Raw genomic sequence first — 17,653 nt, 5'->3', positions numbered from 1 at the left:
TGTTCACTCATGGAAAGGGATTTGCGATGACCCTACGCCCTGTCCTGGCAAGCATCGGTGTTACTGCCGTCCTCGTTGTCGCCGCCTGCTCGGAACGACCGACTGAGACCGCGGTTAGTGTTTCACCGACCGATAAGACATCTCGCGAAGGGCTTTCGATTTCAACGCCGGCGGCCGAGGGCATCACCGACGCGGCCTTGAAGACGCTGATCGACAACGCGACGGCGCAGAAGAGCGACGCCATCGTCATTCTTCGCAACGGCAAGCTCGTATACGAGAACTATTTCGGCGGCCTCGATTCCCCGATGGCTGCGATGTCGGGAAGCAAGTCATTCGTCGGACTCGCGTTCGGGTACCTTCTCGCGGACCACAAGCTCACCTCGCTCGATGAGCGCGTGTCGCTCGTCCTGCCGCGCTTTGCCGACGTCGATCCGCGAAAGGCAGACATCACCTATCGCCAGCTGTTGTCGCAGAGTTCAGGACTCGATCCCACTCGCGCCGGCGGGACCGTCGGCGACATCGAAGCGCACGCCATCGCGGCGCGCACGATGTTCCCGCCAGGAACAGGCTGGCAATACTCCAATCAGGGAATCGATTTTCTCGCCGACCTCGCGGGTCACCTCGCGGGAAAGCCGATGGATCAGTACTTGAACGAGAAGCTGTTCACGCCGATGGGAATCACGTCGGTGAGCTGGTATCGAGACCCGCGCGGCGTTCCACTCGGCGCTGGAGAGATGAGCATTCGCCCACTCGATCTGGCGAAAATCGGCCAGGCGATTCTCGATGGCGGCGTATGGCAGGGCAAGAGTGTGATCTCTCCAGAGTGGATGACGCAGTCCACCGCGACATCGACGACCTTCGCGCTCGACTACGGTCTCCTATGGTGGCGTCTCGTCGATTACAACAGCATTGGGATCACGCCCGACCTGCTGGCGCAGTGGCGTTGGATGGGCGCTGCCGATTCGACGACGGCAAAACTCCAGCCTCTCTCTTCGAACACTTATTCATCGACGTCCGCGTTGTACGCGGCGATATCGGCGCGGTTGACGGCCAACGAGTACGCTGCTTTCGTGCAGTGGCTCTCTACGGGCGATCATTTCCCGTTCTACCGCGTACTTGCGACGAGCCAACTGTTTGGCTTCGCCGCCGAAGGTTGGTTGGGCCAGTACCTCACGATCTTTCCGGATAAGAAGATCGTCGCAGTCCGAATGCGCCGAGCGCTTCCCGCTGACTACGCCTCGACGACTGAGGTGAACGCCTATTCGGCCTTCCCGCACGACGTCTTTCACCTGGTGCCGTAGCCCATTCCAGCTAAGAGTCGAGAGATGCCAACCAAGCGTCCAACTACGATCGCTGAGTACATCCGTGCCGCACCACGCGTGGGCCAGCCGCACCTACGCCAACTTTACGCAATCCTCAAGAGCGTCGCGCCCGACGCTGAGGAGGCGATCAAGTGGGGAACTCCATTTTTTGTCGAGCCGCGATTCTTGTTCGCGTTCGCCGCGTTCAAGGCTCATCTCAACTTCACCCCATCACCGTCTGGCCTGAAGCCGTTTCTCAAGGAACTCGAGCAGCATCAGACCACGCCCAAGGGCATGCTGCAGGTTCCCTACAACAAGCCCCTGCCTGAGGATCTAATTCGCAGGATCGCCGAGCGTCGCCTCATCGATGTGAGCCAACGCCGCGACGACAATTTTTGGTAGTGCGATGACGCGCCGGCGCGGGGACTACGCCGGCGTCGAAATTCTCCCAGCGCCCAGACGTCGCCGTGCGACGTTCTCGACTTCCCGCTGTGCTTCCGCGAGTCGATTCACGTCATCGCCAACGGCACGCGCTGCATCCATCAACGTCGTGAGTGGCGCGAGATCGGCGGCGCCGGCGTGCAGACGCAAAAGGTCGAGACGAATTCCCTCGAGTGCAGCGACGCTCTCCGCGAGGTACTTCGCCGCCGCATTCCTCCGCGCGGCCAACACTTCAGCCCCACCGGCATCGGACGGAGCCAGTGCCGCGATCACATCCATCTCGGCGCGCGCTTCCGCTGCACGCGCTTCGAGCGATGAGACGATCGCCGGCAGGTCGGCAAGCTGCTCTTTATAGGCTTTCGGTAGCGCAGCGAAGAGCTCTGACGCTGCGACGCCGAGCGCTGCTTCGGTCGCGCGAAACGCGGACGCACCCGCGAGCTGCGATCGTTCGGGCGCGCCGAGTTTGCGCGCCAGCCATTGTCCCGCGCGACCCTTCCAGAGACGCTCACGAATTCCCGTCTGCCACCACTGACGGATTTTGGTGGGGACGAACCGCACATCGAGCGCGTTGCTCACGGCGCCGAGCGCCAATGTGCTGATCACCGGCGCGAACATCAGCAAAGCCTGGCCACGGTTCTCGTGGAGAATGCCGTTCGCGGCGAGTACGAACGTGACCGCAAGCCACGCCGCCGATGTGGCGGTGGCGACTCGCAGCACTCGATGCGCGCCCGGCTCCGCTTCACTGCGAGCGACCGCATCAGTTTCCGCGCGCTCGCGTCGCTCGACGTCGAGTGCCGCGCGAAGGTCGGCGAGCGTGTGGCCGCTACGGAATTGGCGGCGCGCCTGGTTGAGGTGGAAGCCGATGATGGGAAATAGTGGCGCCGCGGCGATCGCGGCCAAGCGCACGATGTCGGCGGGCCCGTCGGGCCGCTGGCCGGCCAACCACACGACGAGGTTGGCCGACGTCAGGAAGCCGAACAGACCGGTCCACGCCATGTACGGAACCAGAAGCGGATTGCGCGCGGAGAGCCACGCGCGCAACGTCGGCGGAAGCGCGGGCCGAGCGTCGGGCAACGGAGCGAGCGCGTCGGCCAGTTCTTCTCCGTCGGCGAAACGCTCAGCGGGATCGCGCGCGAGACTTCTGTCGATCGCCGCGCCGAGCGCGCTGGGCAGCCCAGGTGCAGCGAGCATTACGCTCGGCGGAGCCTCGGTCGCTTGGCGTACGAGCAGCGCGGGCAGGTTCGAGGACTCGAACGGCAGGCGACCGCTAACCGCGAGATAGCCCACCACGCCAAGCGAGTAGATGTCGCTGCGTCCGTCGACTGCTTCACTCGCAGCCTGCTCGGGACTCATGTAGTGCGCGGTGCCCATGATTTTGCCCGGGTCGCTCGCGTTGTCGAGGTCTTCACCGGCGCGCGCGATGCCGAAGTCGGTCACGAGCGCGCGCCCCGTACCAGCCTCGAGCATGATGTTGTCGGGTTTCACGTCGCGGTGAACGATGCCGCGTCCATGCGCGTACGCGAGCGCCCACGCGACCTCGCGTAGTACACGCGTCGCGTCGGCGGGTGCAAGCGGACCGCGCGCGCGGAGTCGTTCGCCGAGTGTTTCGCCGTCGACGTAGCTCATGACGAAGAAAACGAATCCGCGTGCTTCGCCAACGCGATGGATCGGGACGATATGCGGATGCGACAGGCCAGCCGCGGTGCGGGCTTCGCGGACGAATCGTTCGCGCGCTTCCGGCGTCGTGGCGAGATGCGACGGTAGGACTTTGATGGCGACGTCGCGATCGAGCTGTACGTCGCGGGCGAGGTATACCACACCCATGCCGCCACGCCCGAGTTCGCGCTCGAGCGAGTACTCGCCGGCCAGCGCGGCCTGCAGGTCGAGAAACTCGGTGGATGGATGGGTCACGGTCGGCGTGGTGCGAGCTGGAAGGTGGCGCGGAGTGAGTCAGCCTTTGCAACGCAAAGTACTCTAGCGAAGCGAGGCCGGCAACAGTTACGTTCCCGGCATGACGCTGCGAGAACTGCTTGGGACGGAACTGCCGATTATCCAAGCGCCCATGGCTGGGTCGCAGGGGAGCGCGCTCGCCATCGCGGTGTCCAACGCTGGCGGTCTGGGTTCACTCCCATGCGCGACGATCGGCCTGGATGTGCTTCGACAGGAGCTTGCCGCGATCGTCGCGCAGTCGACGCGGCCGTTCAACGTCAACTTCTTCTGTCATACTCAGCCGCAGCCGAACGCAGAGCGGGAGGCCGAGTGGCGAGCGGCACTCGCCCCATACTTTAGCGAACTTGAAATCGACACAGCAGCGATTCAGGCGGGTCCCGGTCGATTGCCTTTCAGCCGCGACGCGCTCGACGTCATCCGCGAATTTCGGCCGCCGGTCGTGAGCTTTCACTTTGGCCTGCCGTCGGCAGAATTGTTGGCCGAGGTGCGTGGCTGGGGCGCCAGAATTCTTTCGTCGGCGACCACTGTCGACGAAGCGCGCTGGTTGGAGGAGAAGGGCGTCGACGCGATCATCGCCCAGGGTATCGAAGCGGGTGGACATCGCGGAATGTTTCTGTCGGAGGACGTGAACACGCAGATCGGCACCTTTGCGTTGGTGCCGCAGATCGTGCGCGCGGTGAGGGTGCCAGTCATCGCCGCCGGTGGTATCGCTGATACCGCAGGCGTTGCCGCTGCAATCGCACTTGGCGCGGCAGGCGTTCAGGTAGGAACCGCGTATCTACTCTGTCCCGAAGCCGCGACGAGCAGCATTCATCGCGCGGCGCTGAAGAGCGATGCCGCACGCAACACCGCGATCACGAATCTGTTCACTGGCCGCCCCGCCCGCGGTATCGTGAATCGCCTCATGCGCGAGCTAGGCCCGATGAATTCGCTAGCGCCCTCATTTCCGTTGGCCGCGAGCGCGATTGCGCCGCTCCGAGCTGCGGCCGAGCGGCGCGGTCGCGGAGATTTCTCATCGCTGTGGGCGGGGCAGAACGCGACCGGATGCAAAGAAATCTCGGCCGCCGCTCTGACGCGGGAACTAGCCGCTGACTCGGGTCTTTCGCTTGACCGAATAGACGTTCAACAGCGAAACGAGATGCAGATAACGAGTATCATACCGCAACTGCGAACCACCGATCTAGCGGCGTCGATCCGATTCTACACGCAGATACCAGGATTTATTCTGGACTTCGAGTATGAAGACTTCTATGCCGGCATTCGGGTTGGCGCACAGGTCTTTCATCTCAAACTCGTCGATGCGAAGGATCCATCGATCGATGTCGTGGCTCGTGATGAGCACTTTCACCTGTGCTTCCAGACTCCCGATGTAGAGGCCGCCGCCGAGGCGATTCGCGTTGTTGGAATTCCGTTCGTGCGAGAGCCGCACGCGACGCCGTGGGGGACGCGCGAGTTCGTGATCCGTGACGACCAAGGGCATACGTTGTACTTCGCCGAACCCGTAAGTAGATGAATGGGTCGCATCGCGCACGGCTCATCTATCTCCTGGCTGCCGTTTCGACAATCGTGGTTGGCCTGTGGGTGCACCGCGGTGCGGTCTCTCTGAGCGCCGGCGTGCGAGACGTACTTGGCGACGCCCTCTGGGCGGTGATGATGACATGGTTTGTCGCCGCCGCCTTTCCCGCCGTAGGATTGCTGTCGCGCGCGGCGTTGGCGTACGGGATCTGCGCCGCCGTCGAGACGAGCCAGCTCATTCATACTCCTACACTCGACGCGATTCGCGCGACAACGCTCGGAGGTCTGGTACTCGGGAGCGGGTTTGACCCGCGCGATCTCGCCGCGTATGCAGCCGGAGTTGCCGCTGCGGTTCTACTCGAACGAACGGCGCGTCGGACCGGAACTCGTCGCGTGCCTTCATGAACACGTGGGCAGCCCGAACATTGGCGGTTATCGCAATGCTCCACGCGGCCGCGTGCGGTCGTCACGACTCCAGTCGCGTCGACGCCACGACGCTCGAGCAGGACTCGACTGGCCCACGCCTACGCGTGACGATCGTTGGCAGTCCCGACGATCCGCGCGTGGCGCCGGCACGAGAGGCCGTCGCGTTCTGGAATCGTGAATTCCTCAGGCTCGGCCGTCGCGTCCATTTCGACTCGGTGAGCGTTCGCGCGGACTCAGTTCCCGACGAGTTGCTTCGTTCCGCGAGCGGCGAGGCAGTGATCGGCCGAGGGCCGGCGACGACGCGCCTTCGCGCGTCGCTAGCTGGTGTGCCGGCGGATATCGTGATTGCCCTGTCGCACACGGACCTCATCTCGTTCAGCGTACAGTGGCAAGCGAAGAGCGTAGGAGTCGTGGGCATACGCCGAGCGGATATTCCGCCGCTGTCGCTGCCGAACACCGTGCGCAATGTGGTAGCGCATGAACTCGGCCACGTACTGGGGCTGGACCACAATAGCGATGCAAAAACACTCATGTGTGGTAGGCCTGCCTCCTGTCGCCCAGCGGCCTTTGCGTCGGACAGTGCTCGATTCTTTCCGCTGACCGTCAGCGATGAACAACGATTACGGAACCGGTGGCCATAACGAAATAGACGTGCGCCCATAGATCCATGGTCTAGCATCGGCGACGCGGATGCGGTTCATTCTCGCGGCCGGTGAAGTCATGCAGCCCATACCCCTCCCATGGAGCTCGAGCATGCGCATTAGGTCATGGTGTAGGTCGTTGGCATTCCTCTTGGCCGTCGCGCCTGCAGCAGCGGCGCAGACCGGAGCGATCGCGGGACGCGTGACCAACGCGACGACGGGCACGCCAGTCCCCCGAGCAAACGTGCAGGCCATCGTCGGACAGGAACGACGAGCCTCGGCGATCGCTGACGAACAGGGACTCTATAGAATCACGGGACTCGCGGCCGGCAAATACACCGTGTCGGTCAGTCGCGTCGGCGACCAGCTTCGACGCATCGAGAACGTCGTGGTTCGCGACGGAGCGACGACGACCGTGGATGTTGCGACGAGAGTTGTGGCGATCCAGCTCGAGCAGGTCGTGACGTCGGCGACGGGAAAACCTGACAAGGTCGTGGACGCGCCGGCCGACGTCAGCATCATCACGCAGCAAGCAATTGCGACGCGTCCATCGCTGACCATCGCCGATCACATCAAGGGTGTGCCGGGCGTGGACGTGTCGACGGGCGGCATCGTTCAGTCGAACATCGTTACGCGCGGCTTCAACAACGCGTTTTCGGGCACGCTACTCACGCTGCAGGACTATCGCTTTGCGACGGTTCCGTCGCTGCGCGTGAACGTTCCCTTTCTCTTTACGAGCATCAACGAGGATATCGAGCGCGTCGAGATGGTGCTCGGACCTGCGGCGGCGCTGTACGGTCCGAACAGCTCGTCGGGCGTCATGCACATCGTCACGCGATCGCCGTTCGATTCGCCAGGAACGACACTCACGCTCGACGGTGGTTCGAGATCCATTGCGCGCGGGTCGGTGCGCAATGCAGGAATCATCAATCCGAAGGTCGCGTACAAGATTTCGGCCGAAGTGATGCGCGGCGAAGATTGGCACTACACCGATCCCGGCGAACCTACAACGCTGACGCACAATGGCCAGCCCGTCAAACGCGATTTCGATGTGAATCGCTTCGTGACGGAAGCTCGACTCGACGTGCGTCCCACGGAGGGGATGGAGCTTACGTCAACGTACGGACTCACGAACGTCGGCAGTGCCATCGACCTGACCGGTGCCAACGGTGCCGCGCAGGTGAAGAACTGGCGCTACCAGAGCATGCAGGAGCGTCTCCGCTGGGGAAATCTGTTCGCGCAGGTGTTCATGAACATCAGCGACGCCGGCAACAAGGACTCGCTCGATCAGACCGGCACATTCCTTCTTCGCACTGGCCAGCCGATCGTCGATCAATCGCGTGTTGCGGCCGGCTCCATCCAGCATTCGTTCGACGTCGGCTCGCGTCAGCGATTCATCTATGGCGGCGACTACACGTGGACCAATCCGCGCACCGGCGGGACGATCGACGGTCGCAACGAAGATGACGACAACGTCACCGAATACGGTGGATACATCCACTCGCTCACGCGTCTGAGTCCGCAGTGGGAATTGACGGCCGCTCTGCGCGCCGACCGCAACGATCGCCTCGACGGCACGTTCTTCTCGCCGCGCGCCGCGCTGGTGTTCAAACCGACAGAGTCGCAGAATTTTCGCTTCACGTTCAATCGTGCGTACTCCACGCCGGCCAACTTCTCGTTTTTCCTCGATCTGATTCAGGCGCACAACGTCAGCGGCCTGCCGTACGATGTGCGCGCCATGGGCGTTCCGCCTCAGGGCGGATGGGACTACCGACGCAGCTGCGCGGCGGCGCTCGCCGGTGGTTTGTGCATGCGCTCACCGTTCATTTCGGCGCTCGGACCGGCAAACACTTTCGTCGACGCGAACGCGGCCGCGTACTACCAGACGGCGTTGGCGATCGTGAAACCGCAGCTGCCAGCATCCGTTGCTGGCCTGATTCCAATTCTCAACGCACTCAATCCAACGAGCTCGCAGATCGGTTCAGTCTTGCGGTATCTCGTTGGCAACGGCGCGGCGGTCGATCCATCGTCCGTGACACGCATCGATCCGCTCAAGGCATCGTTCGTCAACAACTACGAGGTCGGCTACAAGGGACTCGCCGGCAGCTCCACGCGTCTCTCGGCGGCTGGATGGTATCAGCAGCGGATCAACTTCATCACCGCCGCGCAGATCTCGACGCCGAACGTCTTCCTCGATCCAACGTCGCTCGGCGCATATCTCGGCGCGCAGATCACCGGCGCACTCGTCGCGCAGGGTCTGCCTGCAGCGCAAGCACAAGCAACGGCCGCCGCCGCCGCACCGGCGATTGCCGCTGGCTTGGCGAAGGTCCCGCTTGGAACGGTCACGTTCGACAATGCGAAGTTGGCGAACCGTCCGGACGTTCTGTTCACGTACCGCAACGTGGACAAGACGATCACGCTGTGGGGTGTAGACCTAGGCTTCGACCAGACGCTGACGGAACGCTTTTCGGTTGAAGGGACGTACTCCTTCGTCAACAAGGACAGCTTCTCCGAGGTCGCTGATCCAGGTGCCGGACCGCTGCGCATCAATTCTCCAAAGAACAAGGGTTCGCTCACCGCACACTTCAACGACAACAACAGCGGCTTCAAGGCTGAAGTCCGCGCGCGTTACTCCGACGGATTTGCCGTGAACTCCGGCGTGTACGCGAGCGGCGTAACCTTCGCGTCGCCCGGCACGACCTGCGGAGCGAACGGAGTGGGTTGCTATCAGTATCCGGCGGTGCCGACAGCAACGCTGCTCGATGCGGGCTTTTCGCTCGCGCTTCCCAAGATCGGAAAGGGAGCGAGCTGGTCCGTGAACGCGACGAACTTGCTCGACAAGCGGACGCCGACGTTCGTCGGTGTACCGTCGCTCGGCCTGCTCGTGATGACGCGGCTGCAATACAACTTCTGAGGTCTCGGGTCTCTGGTCTGAGGTCTCAGGGGTAACGGCATAGACGTCGCCGGATCTCGGTGGAGCAACTGAGGTCCGGCGGCTTCCGTTTGAGGGTGTTTGGGCCCTACCTTGGGCGCGACTCCAACAGAAGCATCGTATCATGGCCTTTCCAGCTACCGCCTATCGTGTCATGCTCGCGTCGCCCAGCGACGTGTCGAGCGAACGCGCCATCGTCCGTGAAGTCCTCGCCGAATGGAACGCGGCGCACGCCGAGCGCCGCGGGCTCGTGCTCTTGCCGCTTGGTTGGGAAGTAGACATCGCGCCAGAGATGGGCGATGCGCCACAGAGCATCATCGATAAGAGAATCCTAACAGAAGCCGATCTGCTGGTCGGCATCTTTTGGACGCGCATCGGTACGGCGACGGCCAAATACGCGAGTGGTGCCGTGGAGGAAATCGAGGAGCACGTCGCCGCCGGCAAGCCGGCGATGCTCTACTTCTCGTCGGCGCCAGTGTCGGTCGACTCCATTGACGCGACGCAATACGCCGCGCTGAAGACCTTTCGCACCGCATGTCAGTCGCGCGGACTGTACGAGAGCTACACCAGTCTCGATGAGTTCCGTCGCGATCTGTCGCGACAACTGCAGATCCGAATGAACGAAGCGCCGTTCGTCGGCATGAGCGACAAGGGTGCACCGGCGACGACCACAGCGGTGTCCGGACAACAGGCTGAGCTCAGCGCCGAGGCACGCCAACTCCTCGCGGCCGCAGCTCAGGATTCGGCGGGGATCATCATGCGAATGCAATACGGCGGCGGGACGACGATTCAGGCGAACGACACCGTGTTTACGGATGACTCGAATGCGCGGAGCGTCGCACTCTGGGAGAGTGCGATCGAAGAGCTCGAGGCGCATGGGTTCGCGAAGGCTGGCGGCCCGTCGCGCGAGATCTTCTCGCTCACGCGCAAAGGCTTCGAGACCGGAGACACGTTGAAAGCCTGAGCGGTGCTACGCTGTGGCCGTGATGATGTGGCCCGCTGTGCCAACCTTGAGCGTGTCGCGTCGATTGGTGAAGAACCGCGCAGTCAGTTCCTTCGGTCCAAGATCGAGAATATTGCGAAAGCCCATTTCCGACATCGATGCTCGGAGCGCGGCAGGATCGAAGTAGCCGCGAAACGGTTCGCCGTGACTAGCAACCCGCGCCGCGAGCATCATCACGGCGGCGCGTTGCAAGAAGGGGAGTGACTCGGGCGGGACGCTATAGTCGAATGCGATGCCGCCGCCACCGCGAGCCAACTCTGCGACCGTCGTGAGTGTGGCGAGCACGGTCGGCGGTTCGAGGTAAGGCGTGACGCCGAGCCACGAGAAGAACGTCGGGCGCGAAGTGTCCAGGCCGGCCTCGATCAGAACGTCGGTGAGTGCCTGACGATCAAAGTCGATTCCTGCATACGTGACCGAGCTCGGGATGTCGATGCCGCCGGCCTCGAGGCGTTCGTGCTTCCACGCTTGCGTTGCTGGAAAGTCGACCTCGAATACACGTAGGTCCGGAAACGGATTCCGATACGCGAACGTGTCGAGGCCGGCGCCGAGCACGACGTACTGTCGCACGCCGCGCGCAACCGCTTCGGCGAGCGCGTCTTCGGCGACGCGGCTGCGCGCAACCAGAAAGGCTCGCAGGTACGGCGCAAAGCGTCCGCGCTCGAACGACTCGGGCGATGCCTGCAACTCCGCCGCGCGCTGTGCGCCGATGATCTTCAACGCAATCGGATCGTCGTGCACGAGCGGGCGTGCGTCCATCACCTGATGCGCTGCCCGCCGGAGAGCGACGCGATACGCCGTGATACTCGGTTTGCTCTCGATCATCGGACCGTGAAGCTCATGGCGAAATTCTACCTACTCTTGGCTTCAGGGCCAACAAAAGAAAGCGGGAAGCGAGATAACCCTCGCTTCCCGCTTCCTGTCCTTCTTCCCGCTTCTCGTTACTTGTGCAGAACCAGGATCGAGATGCGGCGATTCTGCGCTCGGCCAGCGTCGGTCGAGTTGTCGGCAACCGGGTGCTCATCACCGTAGCCCTGCGACTGCAGACGGCTTGCGGCAATGCCCTTCTTCAGAAGCGCGGCACGAACCGCGGCGGCACGCTCTGCCGAGAGCTTCTTGTTCGTGGCGGCGTTGCCGACGTTATCGGTGTATCCGCCGATCTTGATCGATGCATTCGGATACGCCTTGAGGATCGTCGCAACGTTCGTCAGCTGATCATCCGAATCCGGCGTCAGGTGCGCCGAGTTCGACGCAAAGTTGATTCGATCGAAGTCGAACCACGTCGTGGCATCGGTCGGGCGTGACGGATCACTGATGAAGCCGAAGAGTCGTGATTCCACACCACCCGCGGGAACGTTGAGAACCGTTCCATTCGGCAGCGTGATCGAACCGGCCGACGGAACCGCCGGCGTCACCGTCGACGGCGTCATTGCCGACTCAGGTGCTACCATCGATGGTGCGATCGTACCGGCCGCCGTCGACGTATCGACGATCGGCGCGCGGTGCGAGCGTGCGCGCGCACCCCAGAACAGCGCGATCACCGCAAGCGCGGCGACCGTGGGCCAGAGCCAGCGCGAACCGCCGCGCTTCTGTGGCACACGCTCTCTGGTCGTTACGTATTCAGGCGTCTTGCGGGCGCCTTCGATCGGCACTTCACGCTCACGCGTCGTGTCGACGCCGAGTGCGTTCGCCAGCCCTGGGGGCGCGGCGCGCATGATGTTGGCCTTCTCGTCGGACATCACACGCGAGAACTGGTTCTGGTCGAGCCCAGCCGAGCGCACGTGACGTCCGAGGAAGCCGAGCACCAGCGGCGCGGCAAAGCGCATGATCGATGAAACCGACGTGAGGCTCAATCCGCTCGAGCGCGCCACGACGTCATTCACCGCCGACGCACGGTTGCCGAACAGATCGGAAAGAAAACGGCTGCTGACGCTGCCGAGTCCTTTGCCTGATTCTGCTTCCGCAGCGTACGCCGCGGGATCGATTTCCTGAACTGAACTGTTCGGGCTCGAGATCAGGTCGAATACCTGACGCATCATTCCGGAATCGCCGGCCTTGTTGGCAATACCGGCAAGAATGGATGATGAGCCGGCCTGAAGGCCGCGAGAAATGTTCTGAGGGTCTTCGCCAAGTCGCTCAGCGACTTTTGAAGCGTACCCTTGATTGATCAGCTGTCCGAAGTTGTCGAGTAAACCCATGGTTCTCCATCTCCACCGACAAAGACTGCGTTCGCTTCCCGTTCCAGCCTCTATAAAGCAAGGGGCGAGCGCGCAGGATTTGTCAGGATGGAGAATCGACGATCAGCTCGGGGCATCCCGCTCTTCGGCGGAGCCAATTGAGCGAGCTCAGGACCGCACGTCGCGCGACGATCCAGCAGACGAGGCGGTGTCGCCCAGGGAAATCGAGCAGCATGATGCCGGCAATGATCGTGAGAATTCCCTGACCGGGGAGCACGAGCATCGCGATGCCAATCAGCACGAAGAAGATGCCGAGCAGATTCTTGCCGACGATCAAAAGTGCGCGAATGACTGGATGACGATCAGACCACGGCAGCGCATGATGTCGTCCGCGCGTGAAGTAGTCGCGTGGAATGCGCACGACCATCCAGGGAATCAGCAAGGCGCTCAGCGCCAGCGTGATGACCGAGACAACGGCGAGCCAGAGAAGAATCGTCTGGTGACTGCGAACCCAATCCAGCATACGACGTCGCTGCCTTACGTCATCGCGTAGACGACGAGGTTCACCGCGAACTTCGTGTTGTCGCGGGCGCGAAAGCGTTTGTTGCGCCAGTCGTAATCCCACTCACAGCCGTAGTCCTGATTGGCGTAGAGCACACCGAGTCGGCCGTGTCGCTCGACGCCGCGCAGGTAACCGTGAACGACATTGTCGCCCCAGCCATTCAATTCATGGCTCGTCTGCGGTGGACCGTCGAACTTGAAGAACGAGCGGTACAGCGGATGACTGTTAGGCAGCTTCGACAGGACATCTTTTCCGTTGAACGCGCGATGGATCTCGGCCTCGAATGATTTGGCGTAGAGTCCGTTCACGTCGTGATTGCAATCGTCGGAAAAGAGCAGGCCGCCATTCTCGACATACCGCACGAGGCCTTGACGCTCGCGCTCACTGAAGCGCACGAGCTTGTGGCCTGTCATGAACAGGAACGGGAACGACGAGAGTTCAGCGGAGTCGAGCGTGATCACGACTTCGTCCTGGCGAACGGGAATCTCGGTGTACTGCACCACCGCATCGAGCACGTTGGCGCAGACCTTCGGATTGTAGTCCCAGTCGCCGGAATCGTACCGCAGGCGCGCGAACACGAACTCGAACGCGCCGGAGCTTGGCGTCGAGGCTGTCTGCGCGAGCAAGGTTGACGCGCGCTGCAAAGCTGGCGCGACGGCAAGGCCGCCAGCCGAGAGTCCCAGCCGTTGAAGAAAGGCGCGACGATCCATGACTAATAGTACTCGGCGTGCGGCGTCCGGCGGGCGCTACGGTCCGGCTAGAAAAGCCCGATAGCGATCGATGGCTGCCGAGATCGCCTGGCGTTCAGGGGCGGACACCGTCGCTACCAAGTCGATGTCGACCGCGATCGCGCCGCGACTGATCGCTCGCTTCCAGGTGCCAACAACCTGCCCGTCGATCGTGACAATGTTCTCGAAGACGAGCGCCTTTGCGTCGGTCGCAGAGATGCGTTCGAGCCGTTCAGTCATGGCGCTGCGGTCCGACAGGCCGACGACGTACTCGTCGTAGTTCGCGAGCAGGTGCGCCATTGGCTTGGTGGTGCGCGGAACCTTCGTATCGGCGAACCAGTACGTTTGACCGTCGATCGTTTCGTGTTCGAGACCGCTGCCAATCATTGCCAGCGCTGCCTTGGTGTCGCCGATCGTCAGGCCGGACCACCACGCAAAATCCTTGGGTGTGGCCGGACCGTGAGAAGCGAAGTAGCGCATAGCGAGCGCAACGAGTGCTTCGTCGCGTGTGTATGCGCTCGTTGCTGCGACGCGCTCGTCGAGGAGTGTGTAGGTGAACTGCTTCCCGCGCCGACCTCCGCTGCAGACAAGTCCGTCGAGCTCGGCGCGCATGATGATGAAGCCAACGCGCACACTCGACCCGACGTCGACCTTCGCTCGCGCGAGCGCCGCCGAAAGCTCGACGCGCGTGAGCTGCTTTCCGCCGCGTAGCGCCTTCTCGATTGCCGTGCTGCTCTTTCGAAAGTCCGCTTCGGTGAGCTCGTAGTTGCGCCACTGCCCCGCCGACGCGGCCTTCACGCGCGGCGACGTGAGTGCGAGCATCCAACGAATGTCAGTTGGTGCGACGAAGTGCCACGTCGGACGGAGAACGTGCGTTCGGAGGATCGACCCGTCGTCCATGGCTCGATCGACCATCGCATCGGACGCGCTGACAATACGTTGTCCAATCGCCCACTTCGCCGCCGCGTAGTCCTGCGCTTGAATCGCACCGAGAGATGCGACGATTTCCGCCGGCGTTCTCAAGCTCTGCTTGGCGAGATGCTGGTTGACGAGCCGCTGTCGTACGAGACCGCGCATCAGCCGTTCGTCTTCACCGGCGGCTGTGCCGTATCGAGCGCGCGCGCAACGGCGCTGAGATCGCTCAAGTCGCTCAGCACCATCATGGCGCCGGCGCTCCGCAGTTGCTCGGCACGCGCGCCAGCCGCGATACCAACGAATGGAAGCTCGAGCGCGATCGCGGCCGCGACATCCCACGTTCCGTCTCCGATGCTCACGACGCGATCGAAACGGCATCTGTGCACGATTTCGGCGCGGCGTTGTGCGAGCTGTACGATCTCGATGCGCGATTGCGCATCGTCGGAGCACGCGAGCACTGCATCATCGACGTCGAGCTGCGCGGCGGCGAGCTTTAGTCGCGCTGACGGGCCCCATCCACCAGTTGCGACCGCGATGCGCCAGCCACTCTCGGCGAGCGCGCGCATTGCGGCCCCAGCGCCAGCGATCGACGTAAAGCGCGACGCGTCGCTCCGGAGCGCGGCGTTCAGCCGATGAACAAAGTCTGATCGCGTCCGCGCAACGTCGGCGAGCGTTGGCTCTGTTTGCCGATGCGTCGACCAGAGCCAGTTGAGAATTCCCGCATCGGTGAAATGCGGGGCGCCGGTCCAGTCTACGTCGAGCGGTGAAACGCCGAGCGCCGCGGCAGCCGCGGCGCGATAACACTCATCGTCAACGCCGACGGTATCACACAGCGTACCGTCGACGTCGAAAATTGCGAGCCGGTTCAAGTGCCCGGATGGTAGGTCTTTTCGGTGTGACCCTTCAGCTGCGACTTGTAGAAGTACACGTCGCGGAGATCGCCCGTGCTGTAGCGTGCCGCTTCGTCGTTGAAATGCTTCGAGGCCGGATGCCCGCTCTCACCACCAGCCGTCACGGCCTTTGCGCGAACGCTATCGCCAAACTCCACGACCGCGACGAAGCTGTTGCCCGTGGTGCCGTACCACTTCTTGGTTCCGTTGTGCGGCGACGCGCCGAACGAGGCCAACGATCCCCAGCGCGACGACACGAATCCGACTGGGATGCTCGGGCCCGCGTCGTTGAACGGGTGAACGATGTCGCCGGTCAGGCGCTGAAAGCGATTGATGTCGCCCCACGGCGTTTTCCAATTGCCGAAATCCGACGCCAGTTTGTCCGACGCGGTTGCCAGCGCCTGCAGCAGCTGATCGGGCGTCGCCTTCGTCACCACATATTCCTCCGACGACACGCCCGCTCGGCGCGCCTCGCCACCAATGCGGCGACTCACCTCTTCGCCCCAGAACACCGCGAGCGATGTCGGCACCGACGCGATGCCCCAGCGATAGTCCCACGGACGCAGCTCGGCAATCTGCGCCGAGACCTTCTGCTTGAGCGCGTTGTCGGTAGATGCGTCGTATGCTTTGAGCAGCGCCGGAATCATCGACTCGAACGCGGGTAGATAGCTGTCGTACGCCGCAGAGCGCAGCGACTCGAGCGTGAAGTCTTTCTTGTCCTTGAGGACACGAATGGCGTGCAGTCCGCGCGCTGATTCCGTTCCGCTCTCGACGTACACCGGATAGTCCGCGCGCTTCGGGCTGCTCGCGCCAGCGGCGGTCCACGGCCAGTTGTTGACGTTGTACAACCAGCCGCTCGCGGGATTCAACAGCTTCGGCGATTCGTCGACGCCGAGCAGGCCGTTCCACTCAGTTGCCGGGTCGCTGCCGTCGACGGGCTTCGTCCAGTCGAAGCGGATGTCGCGCTTCGGAATGAAGTTGCCATGGAAGTAGGCAATGTTGCCTTCCGCGTCGGCAAAGATGGTGTTGTTCGACGAATTGGTGTGGAGCTCCATCGTCTGGCGGAATTCCTTGTAGTTCCGCGCCTTGATTCGCGAATACGACTGCTGGAGCGCCTTCATCGGCTCCTGCATGATCTTGATTGCGACCCACTTGCCGTCGGCTTTGCGGATCACCGGGCCGTGATGCGTGCGATAGACGGTGAACTCCTTCTGCGACATGCCCGAGGCCGTCTTGAACGGTACGACGATCTTCTGCGCGATCATCGGGCGCTCAGCGTTGCCATACTTATAGAAGTACTTATCGCCCTTCTGCACGACCATCTCGAGGTATTCGTCGAGGTCGTCGACGTTGCTCGTGGTGTGCATCCATCCGGCCTTGTCGTTGAAGCCCTGATAGATGAAGAACTGTCCCCACGTCACCGCACCGTAGGCGTTCAGTCCTTCCTCACTCACGAGCTGAACCTCGGCACGGAAGAAGAACGAGGTGTGTGGGTTGATCAGCAGCAGCGCGTGATGTCCCGCGGTGTTCGACGGCGCGATCGCGATGCCATTCGACCCCGACGGTTCGACGTACTTGTCGGCGTCACTCGGGCTCGTCGACGCTTCGGCGGCGCCGCCGTAGAACGCCTGCAGCGCATTCAAATTCACTTTTTCGATGTCGCCGCCAATGCTGCCTTCGCTGAAGGTCAGCGGCATCCACGGTTCGAAGTGTTTGATGACACGCGGCGTGACGTCGGGATGTTTGTAGAGGTAGAAGTTGAGGCCGTCGGCGTAGGCGTTCATCAACTTCTTCATCCAGTCCGGACTCGCGGCGTATTTCGCCTTCATCGAATCAGGATTGATGAACAGCTTCATGCGCAGGTCGCGCCAGACGGCGCCTTCACCTTCCGCCTCGGCCAACCGTCCCATGGAGTTGATGTAGTTCGTCTCCACCCGATTGAAGTCGTCTTCGGCCTGGGCGTACATCAGGCCGAACACGACGTCGGCGTCGGTCTTTCCGTAGATGTGTGGAATGCCCCAATCGTCGCGAACGATCGTAACGGCCTGGGCGCGCTTCTCCCATGCGGCGACGTTGGCGGCAGACGGAGCTTGAGCGGACGCGGCGGCGGCGAAGACCGCGCCGAGCAGGATGGCTGGGACGAGCGATTTCATGACAGTGGGGACTGAAGGAGAC

At 62.6% G+C, this 17,653-nt stretch carries 15 protein-coding genes and 1 pseudogene; 8 read left to right on the top strand and 8 right to left on the bottom strand.

Annotated features, from left to right (window positions below; genetic code table 11):
* Positions 1–26 precede the first annotated feature (26 nt).
* Positions 27–1,301: a serine hydrolase domain-containing protein gene (locus AC6H4Z_RS22730; protein ID WP_497544257.1), complete on the top strand. Its 1,275-nt coding sequence runs from the start codon at positions 27–29 to the stop codon at positions 1,299–1,301.
* A gap of 24 nt (positions 1,302–1,325) precedes the next feature.
* Positions 1,326–1,703 (top strand): iron chaperone, encoded by a 378-nt coding sequence (locus AC6H4Z_RS22725; protein ID WP_497544256.1) that lies wholly within the window; start codon positions 1,326–1,328, stop codon positions 1,701–1,703.
* Between the two features lie 24 nt (positions 1,704–1,727).
* Here AC6H4Z_RS22725 and AC6H4Z_RS22720 read toward each other — a convergent pair whose 3' ends face one another.
* Positions 1,728–3,653 (bottom strand): serine/threonine-protein kinase, encoded by a 1,926-nt coding sequence (locus AC6H4Z_RS22720; protein WP_497544255.1) that lies wholly within the window; start codon positions 3,651–3,653, stop codon positions 1,728–1,730.
* A gap of 100 nt (positions 3,654–3,753) precedes the next feature.
* Between AC6H4Z_RS22720 and AC6H4Z_RS22715 the strand changes: the two are divergent.
* The 6 genes and pseudogenes from AC6H4Z_RS22715 to AC6H4Z_RS22690 form a co-directional block, all read left to right on the top strand.
* A pseudogene (locus AC6H4Z_RS22715) lies at positions 3,754–4,779 on the top strand (NAD(P)H-dependent flavin oxidoreductase); the annotation flags it as partial.
* A 51-nt stretch (positions 4,780–4,830) separates the two neighbouring features.
* Positions 4,831–5,205 (top strand): VOC family protein, encoded by a 375-nt coding sequence (locus AC6H4Z_RS22710; protein ID WP_497547079.1) that lies wholly within the window; start codon positions 4,831–4,833, stop codon positions 5,203–5,205.
* A complete protein-coding gene (locus AC6H4Z_RS22705; protein WP_497544254.1) occupies positions 5,202–5,612 on the top strand; it encodes a ribosomal maturation YjgA family protein in 411 nt (136 codons plus the stop codon). The genes AC6H4Z_RS22710 and AC6H4Z_RS22705 overlap by 4 nt, the downstream gene beginning before the upstream one ends.
* Positions 5,613–5,647: 35 nt before the next feature.
* Positions 5,648–6,274, top strand: coding sequence for a matrixin family metalloprotease (locus AC6H4Z_RS22700; protein ID WP_497544253.1), 627 nt, complete (start codon positions 5,648–5,650; stop codon positions 6,272–6,274).
* Between the two features lie 112 nt (positions 6,275–6,386).
* A complete protein-coding gene (locus tag AC6H4Z_RS22695; protein WP_497544252.1) occupies positions 6,387–9,188 on the top strand; it encodes a TonB-dependent receptor domain-containing protein in 2,802 nt (933 codons plus the stop codon).
* A 142-nt stretch (positions 9,189–9,330) separates the two neighbouring features.
* Entirely contained in the window at positions 9,331–10,170 is an 840-nt protein-coding gene (locus tag AC6H4Z_RS22690) for a DUF4062 domain-containing protein (protein WP_497544251.1), read from the top strand.
* Positions 10,171–10,176: 6 nt separating this feature from the next.
* Here the strand turns inward: AC6H4Z_RS22690 and AC6H4Z_RS22685 are convergent, their stop codons facing one another.
* The 7 genes from AC6H4Z_RS22685 to AC6H4Z_RS22655 all read right to left on the bottom strand — a co-directional run bounded on the left by AC6H4Z_RS22685 (position 10,177) and on the right by AC6H4Z_RS22655 (position 17,631).
* A complete protein-coding gene (locus tag AC6H4Z_RS22685) occupies positions 10,177–11,031 on the bottom strand; it encodes a class I SAM-dependent methyltransferase (protein ID WP_497544250.1) in 855 nt (284 codons plus the stop codon).
* 116 nt (positions 11,032–11,147) lie between these two features.
* The gene (locus tag AC6H4Z_RS22680) at positions 11,148–12,404 is read right to left on the bottom strand and encodes an OmpA family protein (RefSeq protein ID WP_497544249.1); all 1,257 of its coding nucleotides are present in this window, start codon (positions 12,402–12,404) and stop codon (positions 11,148–11,150) included.
* 82 nt (positions 12,405–12,486) lie between these two features.
* A complete protein-coding gene (locus tag AC6H4Z_RS22675) occupies positions 12,487–12,906 on the bottom strand; it encodes a PGPGW domain-containing protein (RefSeq protein WP_497544248.1) in 420 nt (139 codons plus the stop codon).
* Positions 12,907–12,920: 14 nt separating this feature from the next.
* Positions 12,921–13,655 (bottom strand): DUF4159 domain-containing protein, encoded by a 735-nt coding sequence (locus tag AC6H4Z_RS22670; RefSeq protein ID WP_497544247.1) that lies wholly within the window; start codon positions 13,653–13,655, stop codon positions 12,921–12,923.
* A gap of 36 nt (positions 13,656–13,691) precedes the next feature.
* The gene (locus AC6H4Z_RS22665) at positions 13,692–14,750 is read right to left on the bottom strand and encodes a winged helix DNA-binding domain-containing protein (RefSeq protein ID WP_497544246.1); all 1,059 of its coding nucleotides are present in this window, start codon (positions 14,748–14,750) and stop codon (positions 13,692–13,694) included.
* Positions 14,750–15,457, bottom strand: a complete 708-nt coding sequence (locus AC6H4Z_RS22660) for an HAD family hydrolase (RefSeq protein ID WP_497544245.1) — start codon at positions 15,455–15,457, stop codon at positions 14,750–14,752. Before AC6H4Z_RS22660 ends, AC6H4Z_RS22665 begins: the two co-directional genes overlap by 1 nt.
* Positions 15,454–17,631 (bottom strand): acylase, encoded by a 2,178-nt coding sequence (locus AC6H4Z_RS22655; RefSeq protein ID WP_497544244.1) that lies wholly within the window; start codon positions 17,629–17,631, stop codon positions 15,454–15,456. Before AC6H4Z_RS22655 ends, AC6H4Z_RS22660 begins: the two co-directional genes overlap by 4 nt.
* Between the last annotated feature and the right edge of the window lie 22 nt (positions 17,632–17,653).

The sequence above is a fragment of the Leucogemmata humicola genome, from assembly GCF_055379415.1.
Note: the sequence above shows the minus strand (reverse complement) of the source record. Positions and strands in the feature narration are given on the sequence as shown.